Source organism: Caulobacter sp., from assembly GCF_039596335.1.
Classification (GTDB): domain Bacteria; phylum Pseudomonadota; class Alphaproteobacteria; order Caulobacterales; family Caulobacteraceae; genus Caulobacter.
Window position 1 is genome coordinate 243,780 of record NZ_JBCNJZ010000003.1, and the last position, 17,088, is coordinate 260,867.

The 17,088-nt window shown below is 69.9% G+C and carries 17 protein-coding genes; 14 read left to right on the forward strand and 3 right to left on the reverse strand.

The annotated features are described in order from the left end of the window. Window position 1: 1 nt before the first annotated feature. Window positions 2-742 carry a tetratricopeptide repeat protein gene (locus ABDW31_RS07740; protein ID WP_221444648.1) on the reverse strand — a complete coding sequence of 247 codons (741 nt, stop codon included), beginning with the start codon at window positions 740-742 and terminating at the stop codon, window positions 2-4. A gap of 53 nt (window positions 743-795) precedes the next feature. Next, a complete protein-coding gene (locus ABDW31_RS07745) occupies window positions 796-1,413 on the reverse strand; it encodes an MSMEG_1061 family FMN-dependent PPOX-type flavoprotein (protein WP_184717988.1) in 618 nt (205 codons plus the stop codon). Between the two features lie 431 nt (window positions 1,414-1,844). On the opposite strand from ABDW31_RS07745, the gene ABDW31_RS07750 reads away from it, so the two are divergent. The 14 genes from ABDW31_RS07750 (at window position 1,845) to gspN (ending at window position 16,349) form a co-directional block, all read left to right on the forward strand. Beyond that, complete coding sequence (locus ABDW31_RS07750; protein ID WP_343698457.1) at window positions 1,845-3,260, forward strand: hypothetical protein; 1,416 nt, start codon at window positions 1,845-1,847, stop codon at window positions 3,258-3,260. 69 nt (window positions 3,261-3,329) lie between these two features. Continuing rightward, entirely contained in the window at window positions 3,330-5,963 is a 2,634-nt protein-coding gene (locus tag ABDW31_RS07755) for a TonB-dependent receptor (protein WP_343698458.1), read from the forward strand. Between the two features lie 145 nt (window positions 5,964-6,108). Then, window positions 6,109-6,561, forward strand: coding sequence for a type II secretion system protein N (locus ABDW31_RS07760; protein ID WP_184717993.1), 453 nt, complete (start codon window positions 6,109-6,111; stop codon window positions 6,559-6,561). After that, window positions 6,558-8,585 carry a type II secretion system secretin GspD gene (gene gspD, locus ABDW31_RS07765; RefSeq protein ID WP_184717995.1) on the forward strand — a complete coding sequence of 676 codons (2,028 nt, stop codon included), beginning with the start codon at window positions 6,558-6,560 and terminating at the stop codon, window positions 8,583-8,585. Before ABDW31_RS07760 ends, gspD begins: the two co-directional genes overlap by 4 nt. Then, complete coding sequence (gspE, locus tag ABDW31_RS07770) at window positions 8,582-10,051, forward strand: type II secretion system ATPase GspE (protein ID WP_184717997.1); 1,470 nt, start codon at window positions 8,582-8,584, stop codon at window positions 10,049-10,051. The genes gspD and gspE overlap by 4 nt, the downstream gene beginning before the upstream one ends. After that, on the forward strand, window positions 10,038-11,243 hold the full coding sequence (gene gspF / locus ABDW31_RS07775) for a type II secretion system inner membrane protein GspF (RefSeq protein ID WP_184717999.1): 1,206 nt from the start codon (window positions 10,038-10,040) through the stop codon (window positions 11,241-11,243). The genes gspE and gspF overlap by 14 nt, the downstream gene beginning before the upstream one ends. A gap of 9 nt (window positions 11,244-11,252) precedes the next feature. Next, window positions 11,253-11,711, forward strand: a complete 459-nt coding sequence (gspG, locus tag ABDW31_RS07780; RefSeq protein ID WP_184718001.1) for a type II secretion system major pseudopilin GspG — start codon at window positions 11,253-11,255, stop codon at window positions 11,709-11,711. Then, a complete protein-coding gene (locus tag ABDW31_RS07785; protein WP_184718003.1) occupies window positions 11,626-12,171 on the forward strand; it encodes a GspH/FimT family pseudopilin in 546 nt (181 codons plus the stop codon). The genes gspG and ABDW31_RS07785 overlap by 86 nt, the downstream gene beginning before the upstream one ends. Further along, window positions 12,152-12,523 (forward strand): type II secretion system minor pseudopilin GspI, encoded by a 372-nt coding sequence (gspI, locus tag ABDW31_RS07790; RefSeq protein ID WP_184718004.1) that lies wholly within the window; start codon window positions 12,152-12,154, stop codon window positions 12,521-12,523. The genes ABDW31_RS07785 and gspI overlap by 20 nt, the downstream gene beginning before the upstream one ends. After that, window positions 12,520-13,116 carry a type II secretion system minor pseudopilin GspJ gene (gspJ, locus tag ABDW31_RS07795; protein WP_184718005.1) on the forward strand — a complete coding sequence of 199 codons (597 nt, stop codon included), beginning with the start codon at window positions 12,520-12,522 and terminating at the stop codon, window positions 13,114-13,116. Before gspI ends, gspJ begins: the two co-directional genes overlap by 4 nt. Beyond that, a complete protein-coding gene (gspK, locus tag ABDW31_RS07800; RefSeq protein WP_184718007.1) occupies window positions 13,113-14,087 on the forward strand; it encodes a type II secretion system minor pseudopilin GspK in 975 nt (324 codons plus the stop codon). The genes gspJ and gspK overlap by 4 nt, the downstream gene beginning before the upstream one ends. Continuing rightward, on the forward strand, window positions 14,084-15,169 hold the full coding sequence (gene gspL / locus ABDW31_RS07805; protein ID WP_343698459.1) for a type II secretion system protein GspL: 1,086 nt from the start codon (window positions 14,084-14,086) through the stop codon (window positions 15,167-15,169). The genes gspK and gspL overlap by 4 nt, the downstream gene beginning before the upstream one ends. Next, window positions 15,166-15,630: a type II secretion system protein M gene (gene gspM / locus ABDW31_RS07810; RefSeq protein ID WP_184718010.1), complete on the forward strand. Its 465-nt coding sequence runs from the start codon at window positions 15,166-15,168 to the stop codon at window positions 15,628-15,630. Before gspL ends, gspM begins: the two co-directional genes overlap by 4 nt. Continuing rightward, window positions 15,627-16,349, forward strand: a complete 723-nt coding sequence (gene gspN / locus ABDW31_RS07815) for a type II secretion system protein N (RefSeq protein WP_184718019.1) — start codon at window positions 15,627-15,629, stop codon at window positions 16,347-16,349. Before gspM ends, gspN begins: the two co-directional genes overlap by 4 nt. Here the strand turns inward: gspN and ABDW31_RS07820 are convergent. Further along, window positions 16,317-17,084, reverse strand: a complete 768-nt coding sequence (locus ABDW31_RS07820) for an A24 family peptidase (protein WP_184718021.1) — start codon at window positions 17,082-17,084, stop codon at window positions 16,317-16,319. The two genes, gspN and ABDW31_RS07820, sit on opposite strands and share 33 nt — an antisense overlap. Between the last annotated feature and the right edge of the window lie 4 nt (window positions 17,085-17,088).

A 17,088-nucleotide genomic window follows, 5' to 3' on the forward strand; every position in this document is an offset into this window, starting at 1 on the left:
CCTAGCGGGCGGCGTCGCGCAGCGGACCCAGGGGCGAGGCGCGCAGATACTGGTCGATGATGGCGCGGAAGCCCGGCGGGCTGGCCTCGCGGGCCTGGGCGACCAAGGCCAGGGCCTCGTCCAGGCGACCGGCCTCGGCCAGCAGGCGGGCCAGGTTGAACTGCCCCCGGAAGTCGCCGCCCTGCGCGGCCTGGACGTAGCAGTCGCGCGCCTTGGCCAGGTCGCGCGGAACCAGGCGGCCCTCCTCGTGGAAGGCGCCGACGAAGTTGATCGACTTGGCGTGGCCCAGGGCGGCGGCCTTCTGGAACCACGCGAGCGCGGCGACCTCGTCCTGCTCGACCCCCGCGCCCAGGCCCAGGGCGCTGGCGTAGTTGTACATGCCCCAGTCCAGTCCGGCCTCGGCGGTGGCCTTGAACCAGCCGGCGGCGGCGACCTTGTCCACGGCCGCGCCCCAGCCCTGGTCCAGGCAGCGTCCGGTCATGTTCATGCCCATCGGGTGGCGCTGGTCGGCGGCCTTCAGGAACCAGGCGTACGCCTCGACCGGATCGGCCTTCACGCCGCGGCCGTCCAGCAGCATCTGGCCATAGACGGTCTGGGCTTCGGCCAGGCCGGCCTCGGCGCCAGCGCGCAGGACCGGCGCGGCCTCGGCCGGCGAGGTTTCCAGCAGAGCCTGGAGTGACGCGGTCGACAGCGTCTCCAGGCGAGTTACGCGGATGGGCGGCGGGGCGGGCGCGTCGATCAAGTTTGCTTCCAGCGGGGCAAGGCGGCCTCCAGCAGGGGAGGGAAGTGCCGCTTTTAATAGAGGTTGTTCTTGGCGTCCTGCTTCAGCGCGAAATCGATCACCTGCGAGGGGACTAGCAGCTTGAACTGGTCGCGGGCGATCTGGCCCAGGGTCGGAAACTCGCCCTTGGCCAAGCGCTTGTCGGGGTTCCACAGGTCTGACCGCCTCAAGGCTTTGGAGCAGTGGAAATAGACCTCGCGGATCTCGATCAGCACCACCGAGCGCGGGCGTTTGCCGTCGTGGGTGAAGCACACCATCAGGTCCTCGCGCGTGGTCACTCGGGCCAGGCCGTTCAGGCGCAGGGTCTCCTCCACGCCGGGGACCAGGAACAGCATCCCTACCGACGGCTCGCGCATGATGTTGGAGAGGGTGTCCAGCCGGTTGTTGCCGGGGCGGTCCGGGAAGGCGATCTCGCTGTCGTTCAGCGCATGGACGAAGCCGGGTTCGCCGCCGCGTGGACTGACGTCGCCCAGGCCGTTGGGCTGGCTGGAGCCGATGCAGCAGAACGGCGACAGCTCCAGGAACCGGCGGCTGTGCTTGTCCAGGGCGGGGAGGGCCTTTTCGGCGATGGTCTTGGCGGGATGGGCGTAGACCTCGCGCAGGCCGTTCTCGCTCGTGATCTCGCCGTTCATGCCGCCTACGTCCTCATCACAATGTTATTTTGCGAATGACTCGCAATAACATGCGTTGCATCGGAAGTCGACGATCCCCGGAATGGGGTGTTGTCGGACGGACACGGCCATCCCGAAAACATGTGGAGAAATCCTGGAGGGCAACCGGAAAAAGCGCAGGAAAACCGGCCCCAATCCTGAGATATCGTTGAGGAATTGTGGAGATTTGCGGGTTCCGGCGCGATGAGCGCGCAGAAAAAGTGTCACAAAAAGTGCGGCTGATTGTCTCTCAACCCGGTTAGCGCCGATCCCGAGGCGGCGAAGGGCAAGGCTTTTCCATTGGTGGGGACCAGGGGTCTTCGCCGCCGATTTTTTTCGGCTGCGCCACTGGAGAACTCCCTATGATCCGCGTTGGACACGTTAGCTTGATCGCGCTCGGGCTGAGCGCCTGCTTGGCGCTCGCTGGTTGCGGCGGCGCCGACAGCGTCGCTTCCCCGGGTGAGGGCAGCTTTGCCGGCGGCGGCGGCAACCCGACCAATCCGACCAACCCCACGACCCCGACCCCCGGCACCCCGGCGACGGACTGCCCCACCGGCTTCCTGAACGTCGGCACCGTGGCCAACAACACCCTGCGCAACTGCCAGCTGCCCGCCGCGATCACCGGCTCGCTGGTCGTTCCGCTGCGTGACGGCACCGTCTACTCGGTCAGCGGCCGCGTCGACGTCGGTCAGGACCAAGGCGGCGACGCCAACGCGCCGATCGCCGGCCGCGCCAAGGGCGTGCTGACCGTCGAAGCCGGCGTGAAGGTCTTCGGTTCGGCCGGTCTGGACTACATCGTCGTCAACCGCGGCTCGCAGATCTTCGCTCAGGGCACGGTCGCCCGTCCGATCGTCTTCACGTCGAAGCAGAGCATCGAAGGCCAGACCAACGCCGACTCGATCGGTCAGTGGGGCGGCATCGTCGTCCTGGGTCGCGCGCCGATCAGCAACTGCTCGGGCGCTGGCGCCACGCCGGGCACCGCCGGCTGCGAAGCCCAGGTCGAAGGCACCAACGCGTTCTACGGCGGCAACGCCGCCCAGGATAACAGCGGCGTCATGAGCTACATGCGCGTCCAGCACTCGGGCTTCGTGATCGTGGCCAACAACGAACTGAACGGCATCACCATGGCCGGCGTCGGCGCGGGCACGACCTTCGACCACATCCAAGTTCACAACAGCTCGGATGACGGCATCGAGTTCTTCGGCGGCACCGCCAACGGCAAGTACATCGTGCTGACCGGCAACGACGACGACAGCCTGGACACCGACACCGGCTACAACGGCGCCATCCAGTTCGGCATCATCGTCCAACGCGCCAACGGCGGTAACCGCGCCTTCGAAACCAGCAGCGCCGGCACCGCGCCGCGCTCGAACCCCAAGTTCGCCAACTTCACGGTCATCGGCCGTGGCGGCTCGGGCAACGACCTGCTGGTCGCCAACACCTCGACGAACAACGTCTGGGTCAACAGCGTCGTGGCCATGACCGCCTCGACCGCCGGCTGCATCGACATTGACGATGCGACCACCCAAGCCACGTTCCACTCGGTCGTGCTGGCCTGCGCCACGCCGTTCACTGACGACAGCAACGTGAACGCCGCCGCCGTCCAGGCGCTGTTCACCGCCGGCACCAACAACAGCTCGACCCACACCTCGACGCTGAGCGGCACCTTCATCAACGGCGCCAACGAGAACGCCCGCACCCCCTACGCGGGCATCACGGGCCTCAGCAGCTTCCTGACGAACCCGGGCTACATCGGCGCCGTCAAGGACGCCAACGACACCTGGTGGCAGGGCTGGACCTGCGGTCTGACCTCCAGCTCGACCTGCTGATCCAGAACGGGGGCGGTGTGAAAGCCGCCCCCGGCTCTATCCGACGTCCGCCAATCCAAGGTTCCCGAGATGAACAAGCTGTTCCCGCCTCTGAGCGGCCTTCTGCTCGCGACGTCGGCGCTGGTCGCGCCGCAAGTCGCCCTGGCGCAGGCGTCCGCCTCGCCGTCCACGCCCGCTCCCCAGCAGCTGGCCATGGCCGACACCGACCCGAGCTCCGTGTCGGAAGTCCTGATCCTGGGCCGCAACATCCCCGAGCCGATGCGGACCACGTCGGAAGTCGCCAGCTTCCTGACGCCGGAAGACCTCCAGCGCCAGGGTGACAGCACCGCCGCCGAAGCCCTGACGCGCGTCAGCGGTCTGAGCCTGGTGTCGGGCCGCTTCGTCTATGTCCGCGGCCTGGGCGAGCGCTATTCGTCGGCCCTGCTGAACGGCTCGCCGCTGCCCAGCCCCGAGCCCCTGCAGCGCGTCGTGCCGCTGGACCTGTTCCCCTCGGCGATCCTGTCGGGCGCGGCGGTCCAGAAGAGCTTCTCGCCCAACTATCCGGGCGAGTTCGGCGGCGGCGTCATCGACCTGCAGACCGTGTCGATCCCGGACGAGCCCTTCTTCGAGGTCGAACTGGGCACCGGCGGCAACACCGAGACCACGTTCAACCGCGGCCTGACCTACTACGGCTCGGACACCGATTTCCTGGGCTATGACGACGGCACGCGCAAGAAGCCGGCCGCGCTGCGTGAAGCGATCGCCACGGGCAAGCGCATCAACAGCGGCAACTTCACCAACGCCCAGCTGATCCGCATCGGCCAGAGCCTGGTCAATGCGAACCTCAACCTGATCCAAGTGAAGAACAAGATCCCGGCCAACTTCTCGGCCGACATCAGCGCCGGCCGCTCGTTCGACTTGGGCGACAAGCGCCTGGGCCTGGTGGCCATCGCCGGCTTCGAGAACAGCTGGCGTTCGCGCGAAGGCATCCAGCAGCAAGGCCTGGAGCAGCGTGGCGTTCTGGAGCCGCGCACCAGCTACAACTTCAACAACACCAGCAACAACGTCACGGTCAACGGCCTGGTGGGCCTGGGCCTGGAGTGGGGCGACCACGAGATCAAGTGGACCAACCTCTACGTCCACAACACCACCAAGTCGGCGCGCCAGCGCGCCGGTGAAGACTACGCCGCCGGCCAGAACGTGCTGGACAGCTATACCGAGTTCTTCGAGCGGAACCTGTACGACACCCAGCTGTCGGGCAAGCACGAGTTCGGGGCCTGGAACTTCGACTGGCGCGGTTCGTACGCCAAGTCCGAGCGCGATGCGCCGTACGAGAAGTTCATCCGCTATCGCCTGGAGAACGGCGTCTACTACCACAGCGCCTCGCAGGAGCAGAACTCGACCAGCTTCTCGACGCTGGACGACACCATGGCCAGCGCCGGCTTCGACGTGCAGTACACCCTGCCGCTCAGCTCGGGCCGCGACGCCATTTTCAAGGGCGGCTACTCGTACCTGGACAACCAGCGCGAAGCCGAACGTCGCGACTTCCGCTACCAGGGCGGCTCGATCCCGCTGACCGTGCAGCAAGAGCGCGTCGACTTCCTGCTGTCGGACTACAACATCGCTCAGGGCTACCTGACCTTCACCGAAATCACCGGCGGTGACGGCGCGGCGGCCTATGAGGCGGACCTGAAGGTCCACGCCGGCTACCTGCAGGTCGAGGCCGAGTTCCTGCCGCGTCTGCGCACCTCGTTCGGCGCCCGCGTCGAGCAGGGCAAGCAGACGGTCAGCGTCGTCGACCTGTTCGGCGGCGCCAAGGGCACTCCGACCGCGCTGGACAAGACCTATGTCCTGCCGGCCGCGACCCTGACCTACAACTTCTACGAGGACATGCAGCTGCGTCTGGGCGCGTCGAAGACGATCGCTCGCCCGCAGTTCCGCGAACTGGCCCCGCAGCAGTACTTCGATCCGGACAGCGACCGCCTGTTCATCGGCAACCCGTACCTGCAGGACACAGAGCTGACGAACCTGGACGCCCGCATCGAGTGGTACTTCGGCGCGAACCAGTACCTGTCGGGCGGCGTGTTCTACAAGGATCTGGAAAAGCCGGTTGAATCGGTCGTCAGCGAGCAGGGCTCGACGATCGTCCAGACCTACGTCAACGCCCCGAAGGCTTCGCTGTACGGCTTCGAAATCGACGCCAAGAAGACCTTCACCATGCCGATCGACGGCGCTTTCTTCAACTCGAAGGAATGGCTGATCGGCGCGAACTACACCTACTCTTCGTCGGACGTGAAGGTCGGTTCGGGCGACGTCGTCTACCCGCTGGCCGGTTCGGGCGCCCCGCGTCCGGCTTCGGACTACGTCAAGGACGGCAGCCAGCTGCAGGGTCTCTCCAAGCACCTGGCCAACATCCAGTTCGGCTACGAGGACAAGGAAGCCCGCGCCCAGGCCACCATCCTGGCCACGTACGTCAGCAAGCGGATCTCCGCGCGCGGTCGTCCGGACCAGCCCGACCTGCTGCAGGAGCCGGGCGTGACGGTGGACTTCACCTATCGCAAGGGCTTCGACCTGATGGATCGGGAGCTGGAGTTCACCTTCAAGGCCCGCAACATCCTGGGCGAGGACTTCGAGGAGTACCAGACGCTGGGCGGCGGCCGCGTGGACGCCAACACCTACGATCTGGGCCAGAGCTTCACCTTCTCGCTCTCGCACCGCTTCTAAGACCGGGCCGCAAGGCCTGAACTCTACAAGTTGAGAGCGCTCCCCATTCATCCGTATGGGGAGCGCTTTTCACATAAGTGTCGTGAAATCGTCGCTGAAACTACGGGCAAGGTCGGTATTCCGTCGTCGGAAATTGGGGTCGACGATGTTCACAAAGCTGGGTGAGACGGTTCGCGCCCACCGGCGCAGGGCGCTTCTGGCGCTGGAACTGGCGATGCTGCTGCTTGTCGCGTTGCAGGCCGCGCGGCTGATCTGGATCTTCGCCGCGCCGCCCGAGCCGACCGCCCCCAAGGCCGCTGCCAGCGTCTTCCGCGCGGTCGACCACAAGATCCTCACTTCTTTCGACGCTTTCGGCGCCTCGGGCGCCGCGCCCCAAGCCGGCGGCCAGGCCAACGTCGAGGGCTTCCGCCTCTATGGCGTGCGCCAGGACGGCGCCAGCGGCTCGGCGATCATCGCCGGCCCCGATGGCGTCCAGAAATCCTTCGCGGTGGGCGAGGCGGTGGCGCAGGGCGTGACCCTGGCGGCCGTCGGCGCCGACCATGTCGAACTCTCGCGCGGCGGCGCGCGCATGACCCTCTCGTTCCCGGAACGCCCATGACCAAGGTTCTCAGCCTGCGCGCTCGCGCCCGGGTGCTCGCCGCCAGCGCGGCGATCGCGCTCGCCATGCCGTTGGCGCCGACGGTCGCTCGGGCCCAGGCCCAGGTGCTGAACGTCCAGGACGCCGACATCCGCGTCTTCATCCAGGACGTGGGCAAGTCGACCAACACGACCTTCGTCATCGACCCGCGCGTCAAGGGCACAGTCTCGGTGACCAGCAACGGCCCGCTGAACCGTCGCGAACTGTTCGAGCTGTTCCTGGCCACCCTGCGCGCCAACAACCTGGTGGCCGTGCCGGCCGGCAACGGCGTCTATCGCGTCGAGCCCGCCGAGAACGCCGCCCGCCAGCCCAACGCCGCCGGCGGCCAGTTCGCCACCGAGGTCTTCCGCCTGCGCGCGCTGGATCCCGCGACCGCCGCCGACATGCTTAAACCCCTGGTCGGGCCGCAGGGGCAGGTGGTGGCCAATGCGCGCGGGGGCACGGTCGTGGTGGCCGACTACGCCGACAACATCCGCCGCATCCGCAGCCTGCTGGCCCAAGTCGACCAGGACCGCGCGAGTGTCCACACCGTCACCCTGACCAACAGCTCGGCGCGCGAGATCGCCCAGGTGATCAACGACCTGATCGCCGGGCCGGGCGCCGACGGTAAGGCCGGGCGCGGCGCGGTCACCGTGGTGGCCGTCGAGAGCAGCAACTCGATCCTGCTGCGGGGCGACGCCGACGCCGTCCAGCGCCTGCTGCCGCTGATCACCGACCTGGATCGCCGGGCCGAGTCCAGCGACGATATCCGCGTGGTCTTCCTGCGCCACGCCAACGCCGAGCAGATGCTGCCGGTGCTGCAGCAACTGGTGGGTCAGGCCCCGACGACGACGGCCAGCAGCGGCCGCGCCTCGACCAGTGGAACCACCGCCTCGACGCCCGCGCCGGCCACGACGGCGGCGTCCACGGCCTCGATCGCCCCGGCGGGCACGCGCGCCAGCGTCGCCCGCTATCCCGGCGCCAACGCCTTGATCATCAACGCTCCGCCCGAGACCCAGCGCACCCTGGCCGAGGTCATCCGCCAGCTGGACATCCGCCGCGAGCAGGTGCTGGTCGAAGCCATCGTGGTCGAGGTTTCCGACGACGCCGCCAAGCAGCTGGGCGTGCAGTTCCTGCTGGGCGGGACCAACGGCACGATCCCGTTCATGGGCACCAACTACACCAACGCCGCCCCCAGCCTGTTCCCGCTGGCCGCCGCCGCGGCCGCCGGCAACGACGCCGACACCGATGCGACGCGGGCCCTGCGCGACTCAGCAGTCAGCTCGCTGCTGGGCGCCGCGGGCGTCACCGGCGGCGTGGCCGGCCGCAGCGGCGACGTGCTGTTCGGCGCGATCATCAACGCGGTGAAAAAGGACAGCGGCTCCAACCTCCTGTCCACGCCCTCGATCATGACCCTGGACAACCAGGAAGCCCGCATCCTGGTCGGCCAGCAGGTGCCGATCACCACGGGCGAGGTGCTGGGCGACAACAACGCCAATCCGTTCCGCACGATCCAGCGTCAGGACGTCGGCGTGCAGCTGGAGGTCAAGCCGCAGATCAACGCCGGCGGCGGCATCACCCTGTTCCTGCGCCAGGAGGTCAGCGCCGTGGCCGGGCCGATCAGCGTCGGCTCGACCGAGCTGATCATCAACAAGCGCGAGATCGAGACCACCGCCCTGGTGGACGACGGCGATATCGTCGTGCTGGGCGGCCTGCTGGACCAGAACGAGACCGCCTCGACCCAGCGCGTGCCGGGCCTGGGCGATGTGCCGGGCCTGGGCGCGCTGTTCCGCAGCAAGGTGCGCGAGCGCGGGCGGACCAACCTGATGGTCTTTATCCGTCCTCGGATCATCAAGAGCGTCGACGACGCCCGCGCCGTGACCCTGCCGCGCCTGGACGCCATCCGCCGCGTGTCCCGCCTGGCCACGCCGGAAGGCGATAGCTCGCTGGACGCGGTGATCCGCGACTATCCGGCCATGACCCCGCCCGCGGCGCCGGCCAAATGACCACGGCCGTCCTCGACTACGGCTTCGCCAAGCGCCACGGCCTCGTGCTGCTGTCGATGGACGAGCGCGCGGTGATCGGCCTGCGCGAGGGCTTCGATCCGGCGGCCCTGGTCGAGGTGCGCCGCGCTCTCGGGGTGCCGCTGGCCTTGGAGCCGATGGCCACCGCCGCCTTCGACCGCAAGTTCTCGGAAGTCTATGCCGGGGCGGGCCTGGCCTCGGCCTCCAGCGGCGACGCGCTGGAAGACTCGCTGGGCCACCTGCTGGAAGACATGCCCACCGCCGCTGACCTGCTGGACCCGCAGGACGACGCGCCGGTCATTCGCCTGATCAACGGCTTGATCGCCGAGGCCGTCCGCTCGGGCGCCTCGGACATCCATATCGAGCCCTACGAGCAGGCCCTGGTCGTGCGCCTGCGCGTCGACGGCGTGCTGCGCGAAATCCTCAGCCTGTCGCCGCGCATCGCCGCCATGCTGGTCTCGCGCGTCAAGGTCATGGCCAAGCTGGACATCGCCGAGAAGCGCCTGCCACAGGACGGCCGCATCTCGCTGGCCCTGGGCGGCAAGAGCCTGGACGTCCGCGTCTCGACCCTCCCGGCCCGCATGGGCGAGCGGGTGGTGATGCGGATCCTGGACAAGGAGCAGGCGGGCCTGGGTCTCGCGGACCTGGGCATGTCGCCGCGCATGCTGTCGGCGCTGGAGGCGGCGCTGCGCGAGCCCAACGGCATTGTGCTGGTCACCGGGCCCACGGGCTCGGGCAAGACCACCTCGCTGTATGCCGGCTTGGCCATGCTCAACGACAAGAGCCGCAACATCCTGACCATCGAGGATCCGGTCGAATACGCCGTTCAGGGCGTGGGCCAGACCCAGGTCAACACCAAGGTCGGCATGACCTTCGCCGCTGGACTGCGGGCCATCCTGCGTCAGGACCCGGACGTGGTGATGGTCGGCGAAATCCGCGACGCCGAGACGGCCCAGATCGCCGTCCAGGCCAGCCTGACCGGCCACCTGGTGCTATCGACCGTCCACACCAACGACGCGGCCGGGGCCGTGGTGCGCCTGCGCGACATGGGCGTGGAGCCGTTCCTGCTGGCCTCGACCATGCGACTGATCATCGCCCAGCGCCTGGTCCGCCGCCTGTGCCCGCACTGCTCGGTCGCCGAGCCGGCCGATCCCGGCGCCGCCGCCCTGATCGACGTTCCAGCCGGCACGCCGCTGCGCCGCCCGGTCGGCTGCAGCGAGTGCGGCCACACCGGCTTCCAGGGCCGGGTCGGCGTCTATGAGGCCATCCGCGTCGACGACACCGTCCGCCGCCTGATCGGCCAGAACGCTTCGGAGCAGGAGATCGCCGAGGCCTCGCTGGATCACGGCCTGAAGGACGAGGCCCGCCGCTACGTGCTGGAAGGCCTGACCACGGTCGAGGAGGCCCTGCGCATCACCGGAGCGGGGGCGCGCGATGGCGAGGTTTGACTATGTCGCCCTCGACCTGGCCGGCGCCACGCGCTCGGGCCGCATAGAGGCCCGCGACCCCGACGAGGCTCGCGTCCAGCTGGAGCGCCGCCGCCTGGCGCCGGTCAAGATCGCCGCCCACGTCGCGCCACCGGCCAAGGGCAAGGTCCTGCGCGATCGGCTGGGCGGCCGCGACCGCTCGCTGTTCACACGCCAGCTGGCGACGCTGGTGGCGGTCTCGACCCTGGAAGAGGCCCTGCGCACCATCGCCCTGCAGGCCGACCGGCCCAAGCTGAAGCGCATCGTCGAGCAGGTCCACGCCGCCGTGCTGGAGGGCTATCGCCTGTCCGACGCCCTGGCGCGGCCGGCCGGGGCCTTCCCGCCGCTGTACCGGGCCATGGTCGCGGCCGGCGAGGCGTCCGGCGCCCTGCCGACCATCCTCGACCGCCTGGCCGACTTGCTGGACCAGCAGCAGAAGGTCGCCGCCAAGATCACCGCGGCTCTTGTTTATCCGGCCGTGCTGGCCGCCGTGGCCTGCCTGGTGGTGACCATCCTGATGGTCTTCGTCATCCCCAAGGTGGTCGAGCAGTTCGACTCCATGGGCCAGACCCTGCCGCTGCTGACCCGCATCGTCATCGGCGTGTCCGAGGGCCTGCAATCGTTCGGCTGGCTGATCGCGCTGATCCTGGCGGCGCTGATCGCGGCCTATCTGCGGGCGCTGCGCAACCCGGCCTTCAAGCTCAAGGCCGACCAGTTCTTTCTCGGTCTGCCGTTCCTGGGCCAGCTGATCCGCAACGTCCACGCCGCGCGCCTGGCCCGCACCCTGTCGACCATGATCGCCAGCGGCCTGCCGGTGCTGGAGGGCCTGGTCCTGACCGCTGGCACCGTCCGCAACGCCGCCCTGCGCGGCGGCATGGACGAGATGATCGCCGGCATCCGCGAGGGCGGGGCGCTGTCGACCGCCATGCGCCGCACGGGCGTCTTTCCGCCGGTGCTGATCTACATGACCGCCAGCGGCGAGAGCAGCGGCCGCGTCGACGCCATGCTGACCCGCGCCGCCGAATATCTGGAACGCGAGTTCGACACCTTCACCGCCACCCTGCTGAGCCTTCTGGAGCCGGCGATCATCGTCGTCCTGGGCGGCGTGGTGGCGACCATCGTCCTGTCGATCCTGCTGCCCATCCTGCAGATCAACACCTTGGCCATGAACTAGGAGCCCGAGATGAGCGCCCCCAACACGTCCCCGCGCCGTCGTCGCCGCCGTTCGCGCGAGGCCGGCTTCACCCTGGTTGAGATGATGGTCGTCATCGTCATCCTGGGCCTCTTGGCTACCGTCGTGGCGATCAACGTCCTGCCCAGCCAGGACAAGGCGATGAAGGAAAAGGCCCGGGCCGATGTCTCGGTGCTGGAGCAGGCGCTGGAAAGCTATCGCCTGGACACCTTCAACTTCCCGCGCACCGAGGACGGCCTGCAGGCCCTGGTGACGCCGCCGGCCAGCCTGGCCCAGCCCGACCGCTTCCGCGAGGGCGGCTATATCCGTCGCCTGCCCAAGGATCCGTGGGGTAACGACTACCAGTACCGCTCGCCGGGCCAGCATGGCGCGATCGACGTCTTCTCGTTCGGCGCCGACGGCCGCGAGGGCGGCGAGGGCAAGGACGCCGACATTGGCAACTGGGGCTGATCGCCAGACCCGCAAAGGACGGCGAGGGGGCTTCACCCTCGTCGAGCTCATGATCGTTCTCGTGATCATGGGCTTGCTGGCCAGCGCCGTCGTGGTCGCCTTGCCCAACGGCGGCCCCAGCCTGCCGCAGGAGGCCGAGCGCTTCGGCGCCGTGCTGCTGCGCGCCCGCGACGAGGCGGTGTTCGCCAATCACCAGGTGCGCGTGGTGCTGGCCGCCGACGGCTACCGCTTCGAGCAGCGCCAGGGCCGCGCTTGGCAGCCGCTGGAGACGCCGCCGTTCCGCGCCGGCGCCTGGACGATTGGCACGCAAGTGACCATCGCGCCCGAGGCCGCCGTCGTCTTTGAATCCACCGGCCAGGCGACCCCGGCCGAGTTCGCCTTCGCGCGCGGCGATGCGCGCCGCACCGTCGTCGTCGACACCGCAGGGAACGTCTCGCTCGATGCCCCGCGCCCGTTCTGAAGCCGGTTTCACCCTGATCGAGCTGCTGGTCGCCCTGGCGATTTTCAGCCTGGCGGCGCTCGCCCTGCTGAACCTAGCGGGCGAGAACACCCGCGCCGGCGCGCGCCTGGCCGACCGCGCCCTGGCCGAGGTGGTGCTGGACAATCGCGCGGTCGAGGTGATGACCGCTGCCGGGCCGCTGACTTTGGGCCGGACCGCCGGGATCGAGATGGCCGGCAATCGGCCCTGGGTTTGGGTGCGTCAGGTCAACCGCACGTCAGACCCGGCCCTGGTCCGCGTCGACATCGCCGTCTCCTCGCCGCGCGGGCGCACGCCCTCCGCGCAGGCGACCCTGTTCAGGGCGGCGCGATGAAACAGAACGGCTTCACCCTGGTCGAAGTGCTGGTGGCCCTGCTGATCTTCGCCCTGATCGGCGCGGCCGGCGTGGCGGTGATGGGCTCGACCCTGACGAACCAGGAGCGCGTGCGCGCCCATGTCGACCGTTATACCGAGCTGCAGCGGGCCCGCGCCATCCTCAAGGCCGACCTCTCCCAAGCCGCGGCCCGCCGCACGCGCGGCGAGGACGGCCTGCCGGCCCTGACCGCCTTCGCCGGTGGCAGCCCCTGGGGCGGGGGCGGACCGATCCTGGCCTTCACCCGCCGCGGCTGGGAGAACCCGGACGCGACCGCCCGCGCCTCGCTGCAATATGTCGAATACGTCCTGGTCGAGGGGCGGCTGGAGCGCCGCGCCCGCCCGGCCCTGGACGGTGCGCGCCTGGGGCCGCCGCAGGTGCTGCTGCGCGACGTGCGCGCCATCGAGCCGGCCTTCCTGTCGGCCGGCGCCTGGACTCCCGCCTGGAAGGGCGATCCGCAGAGCGACATCCCCGCCGCCGTCCGACTGAACATGCAGCTGACGGACCTGGGCCAGATCGACCAGCTGTTCCTGACCTCGGGAGAGGGCCGATGAAGCGACCCCACGAGGAAGGCGCGGCCTTGCTGACGGTGCTCTTGATGGTGGCCGTGATCGGCATCATCGCGGTCGGCGTGCTGGAGGACATCCGCTTCGGCATCCGCCGTGCGTCCAACGCCCAGATCGGCGCCCAGGCCCGGTGGTTCGCCCTGGGCGGCGAGCAGCTAGCCCGCAACCGCATCGACCAGCTGCTGCGCCGCGACCAGAACAAGACCTTGCTGGAGGGCGGCTGGAATGGCCGGGTCGTCGAGTTCCCGATCGAGGACGGCGTCATCCAGGCCAAGGTCAGCGACGCTACCGACTGCTTCAACCTCAACAGCGTGGTCGAGGCCAATGCCGGCGAGCCGTTCCGCCGCCGCGAGCTGGGCGTGCGCCAGTTCGCCAGCCTGCTGAGCCTGCTGGGCGTGGGCGATGGTCCGCAACTGGCCGAGAGCCTGGCCCAGTGGGCCGACAGCAACGACGTCGGCCCGCCCGGGACCGAGGACGACGGCTATGCCGAGGGGGGCATTCCCTATCGCACCGCCGGCGGCCCCCTGGCCGAGGTCAGCGAGCTGCGCGCGGTGCGCGGCTTCACGCCCGAGCTCTATGCGCGCCTGCGCCCCTATGTCTGCGCGCTGCCGACCACCGAACTGTCGCCGGTCAACGTCAACACCCTGCCGGTGGAGAAGGCCGTCGTGCTGTCGGCGATCACCACCGGGGCCGTGCCGCTGGAGAGCGCCCGCCGGGTGCTGAACGCCCGTCCGGCGCAAGGCTGGTCGGACGTCGAGGCCTTCTGGGGCCAGCAGGCCCTGGCCGCCACGCCGCCGATCGAGGGCGTGCGCAACCAGATCAAGTTCCGCACCCGCTACTTCTCGCTCGAGAGCCGCGTCGGCCTGGCCGGCGGCTCCACCTTCATGACCGCGCTGTTCGAGGCCGGATCCGTCGACCGGATCCGCCTCGTCGCCCGCCGCTGGACCCTGGAAGAATGACCCAACAGCGCCTCCTTCTGCTGCCCAGCGGCCCCGATGGGCCGGCCGAGATCGTCGAGCCCGGCGACTACGGCCCCGTGCGCCGTGTCCTGTCGGCCGATCAACAGGACGGGGGCTCGGCCCTGCTGGTGCTGCCCGGCGCGGCCGTGGTCAGCCGCTGGATGGAGCTGCCCGCCGGCAGCGCCGCCCAAGCCCGCGCCGCCGCCGCTTTCCGCATCGAGGGTGAGGTGGCCACCGACGCCGTCGGCCTGCACATCGCCGTGGGGCAGCGCGACGCCGAGGGGCGCATCCAGGTCGCCTGGATCGAGCGTGACCGGCTGCGCGCGGCGCTACAAACCGCTCAGGACCTGGGCGTCACCGTCACCGGCGCGACGCCCGACTACCTGCTGCTGCCCGACGACGCCGAGGGGAGGATGGTGCTGGCCGCGTTCGGCGACGGGCTGGGCGTACGCGGTCCCGGCCTGGCGTTCAGCGCCGAGCCGGAGCTGGCTTCGGCCGTCGTCGGCGACCAGCCGCACCGCTACATTTCGGCCGCGACCCTGGACGGCCACCTGCTGGCCAGCGCCGCCCATCCGGCCCTCGACCTGCTGCAAGGTCAGTTCGCGCCACGCGCCGAGGGGCAAGCGGGCGGCTGGAAACGGCTGGCGATCCTGGCCGCCGTGGTGGTGGTCTCGCCGCTGATCCTGCTGGGCGCCCAGGTCGCTCGCGACAGCCTCGCGGCCGGCAAGCTGGAGCGCCAGAACCGGGCGGCCGCCGTCAAGCTGGTCCCGCAGGCAGCGCGCTACGAGGATCCGGCCAAGTACGCCCTGGGGCGCCTTGCCGCCCGCGAGCGGCAGGGCTTCGGCGACCTGGCGGCGGCCTATCTGACCGCCGTGCGCTCGGCCCCCGGGATGCGGCTGGACACCCTCGTTTATGGCCGCGACGACGGGGCGATCCGCTCGTCGGTGTCCTACGCCAACTATTCGGACCTGGACCAGCTGCGCACCGCCCTGAAGGCCGGTGGCCTGGACCTGGTCGAGCAGGGCACCGTGACCGAAGGCCAGCGGGTGACCAGCGATCTGATCGTCAGGAGAAAACCATGAGCGCGGCCCTGCAGGCCTGGGACAGCCGCACGCCGCGCGAGCGGGTGCTGCTGGCGGTGATGGCCGCCGCGATCGTGGCGGTCGTCGGCTTCTACGGTGTCATCCAGCCCCTGAGGCTGGGGGCGGAAGACGCCCGCGAACGTGCCACCATCGCGCGCCAGCAGGCTGATGCGCTCGCCGTCGCCTCGCGCCAAGCCGCGCCGCGCGCCGCCGACACCCGGCCGGTCGGCGCGATCGTCGAGGCCAGCGCCGCCAGCCTGGGCGCGCCGATCGCCCGCAAGCGCCAGGAGGCCGACGGCGCCTTCACCATCTGGATCACCGCCGCCGACGCTCGCGCCCTGCTGACCTGGATCGCCGGGCTGGAGCGCCAGTCGGGCCTGTCCGTGGTGGGCGTCACCACCTCGCGCCTGGACAATGGCCTGGTCGAGGCCGAGGTCACCTTCGGGAGGACCGCGGCGTGAGCAGTCGCCTGCTGATTATCCTGCTGGTCGCCCTGACGGTCGTCCTCGTCATCGTCCTGGCCCCGGTGACCCTGCTGACCGATCGACTGTCGAACGGCGCCGCCGTGCGCGTGGCTGAGGCCAGCGGCACGGTGTGGGGCGGCAAGGTGCGCCTGACCACCGTTCAGGGCCGGGGTCTGGGCACGTTCAAGGTCGGGCTCTCGCCCTTGGCCCTGCTGACCGGCGAGACGCGCATCGCCGTTTCGGACAAGGCGTCGGCCCGCACCGCCGTCTTGCGCAACGGCAAGGACAAGGGCGTCGACAAGCTTACCGGCGCAGCCGTGCTCGAGGTCGAGGGGCTGACCGGCCGCGTCGAGCTGGAGAAGCTGGCCGTGCTGTTCCGCGACGGCCAGTGCCAGCGCGCCGAGGGCCAGGTCCGCTTCCGGCCGGCCGCCGATCCGCTGTTCGGCAAGACGACCTTTGCCGGCACGCCGGCCTGCATCGGCGGCGACTGGGTCACGCGCCTGACGCCTGTGAACGGCGGCGGGGCCACGGCCATCACCTTGCGCGTCGACGGGGCGGGGCGGTTCCAGGCCGAGATCGCCATGGCCATCGCCGATCCGTTGCTGGTCCAGGCGGCGCTGGACCAGGGCTTCGTCAAGGACGCGGCGGGCGTGCGAAAGATCGTGACCGTGCCGCTGCTGCCCTCAGCGCGCCAGAAGGCTGTGCAGGGGGCCTAGCAGCCAGGTCAGCCAGGCGCCGATCGCCAGGAAGACGCCGAACGGCAGGCGGTCGTCGAGGGCGACCTTGCGGCGCAGGATCAGCTGCGCCGCCGCCACGCTGAGACCCGCGACGCCGGCCCACAGCACCACCGAGGGCAGGCCGGTCCAGCCGGTCCAGGCCCCGATGGCGCCCAGCAGGCGCGGGTCGCCGCCGCCCAGGCCCTCGCGGCCGCGCAGCAGGCGGTAGAGGAAGGCGACCAGCCACAGCGACAGGAAGCCGGCCGCCGCGCCCAGCAGCGGCTCGGTCCAAGGCTGGCCCATCACCAGGATCGACACCCCTGTACCGACGACGCCCAGCGGCAGGGTCAGCATGTCCGGCAGCCAGAAGTGCTCGCCGTCGATCGTCGCCAGCAGCAGCAGCCACCAGCCGAACACGGCTGTCGCCAGGGACAGCGGGCCGGGGAACACCAAGACGCTCCAGGCGCCGAGGACCAGGCAGGCCAGTTCCAGCAGCAGGTAGCGCTTGGGGATCGCGGCGCCGCAGGTCCGGCAGCGGCCACGCAGAGCCGCGAAGCTGAGGATGGGGACCAGGTCGATCGGCGTCAGCTTGCGGCCGCAGCCGTCACAGGCCGACCGCGACGCCGCCCAGGGCCGCTCGGCCGGCAGGCGCAGGGTCAGCAGGCCGATGAAGCTGCCCACGAACGGTCCTAGCGCGACGGTGATGACGCTCCAGGCGATCGTGGGCAGCTGCATGCGG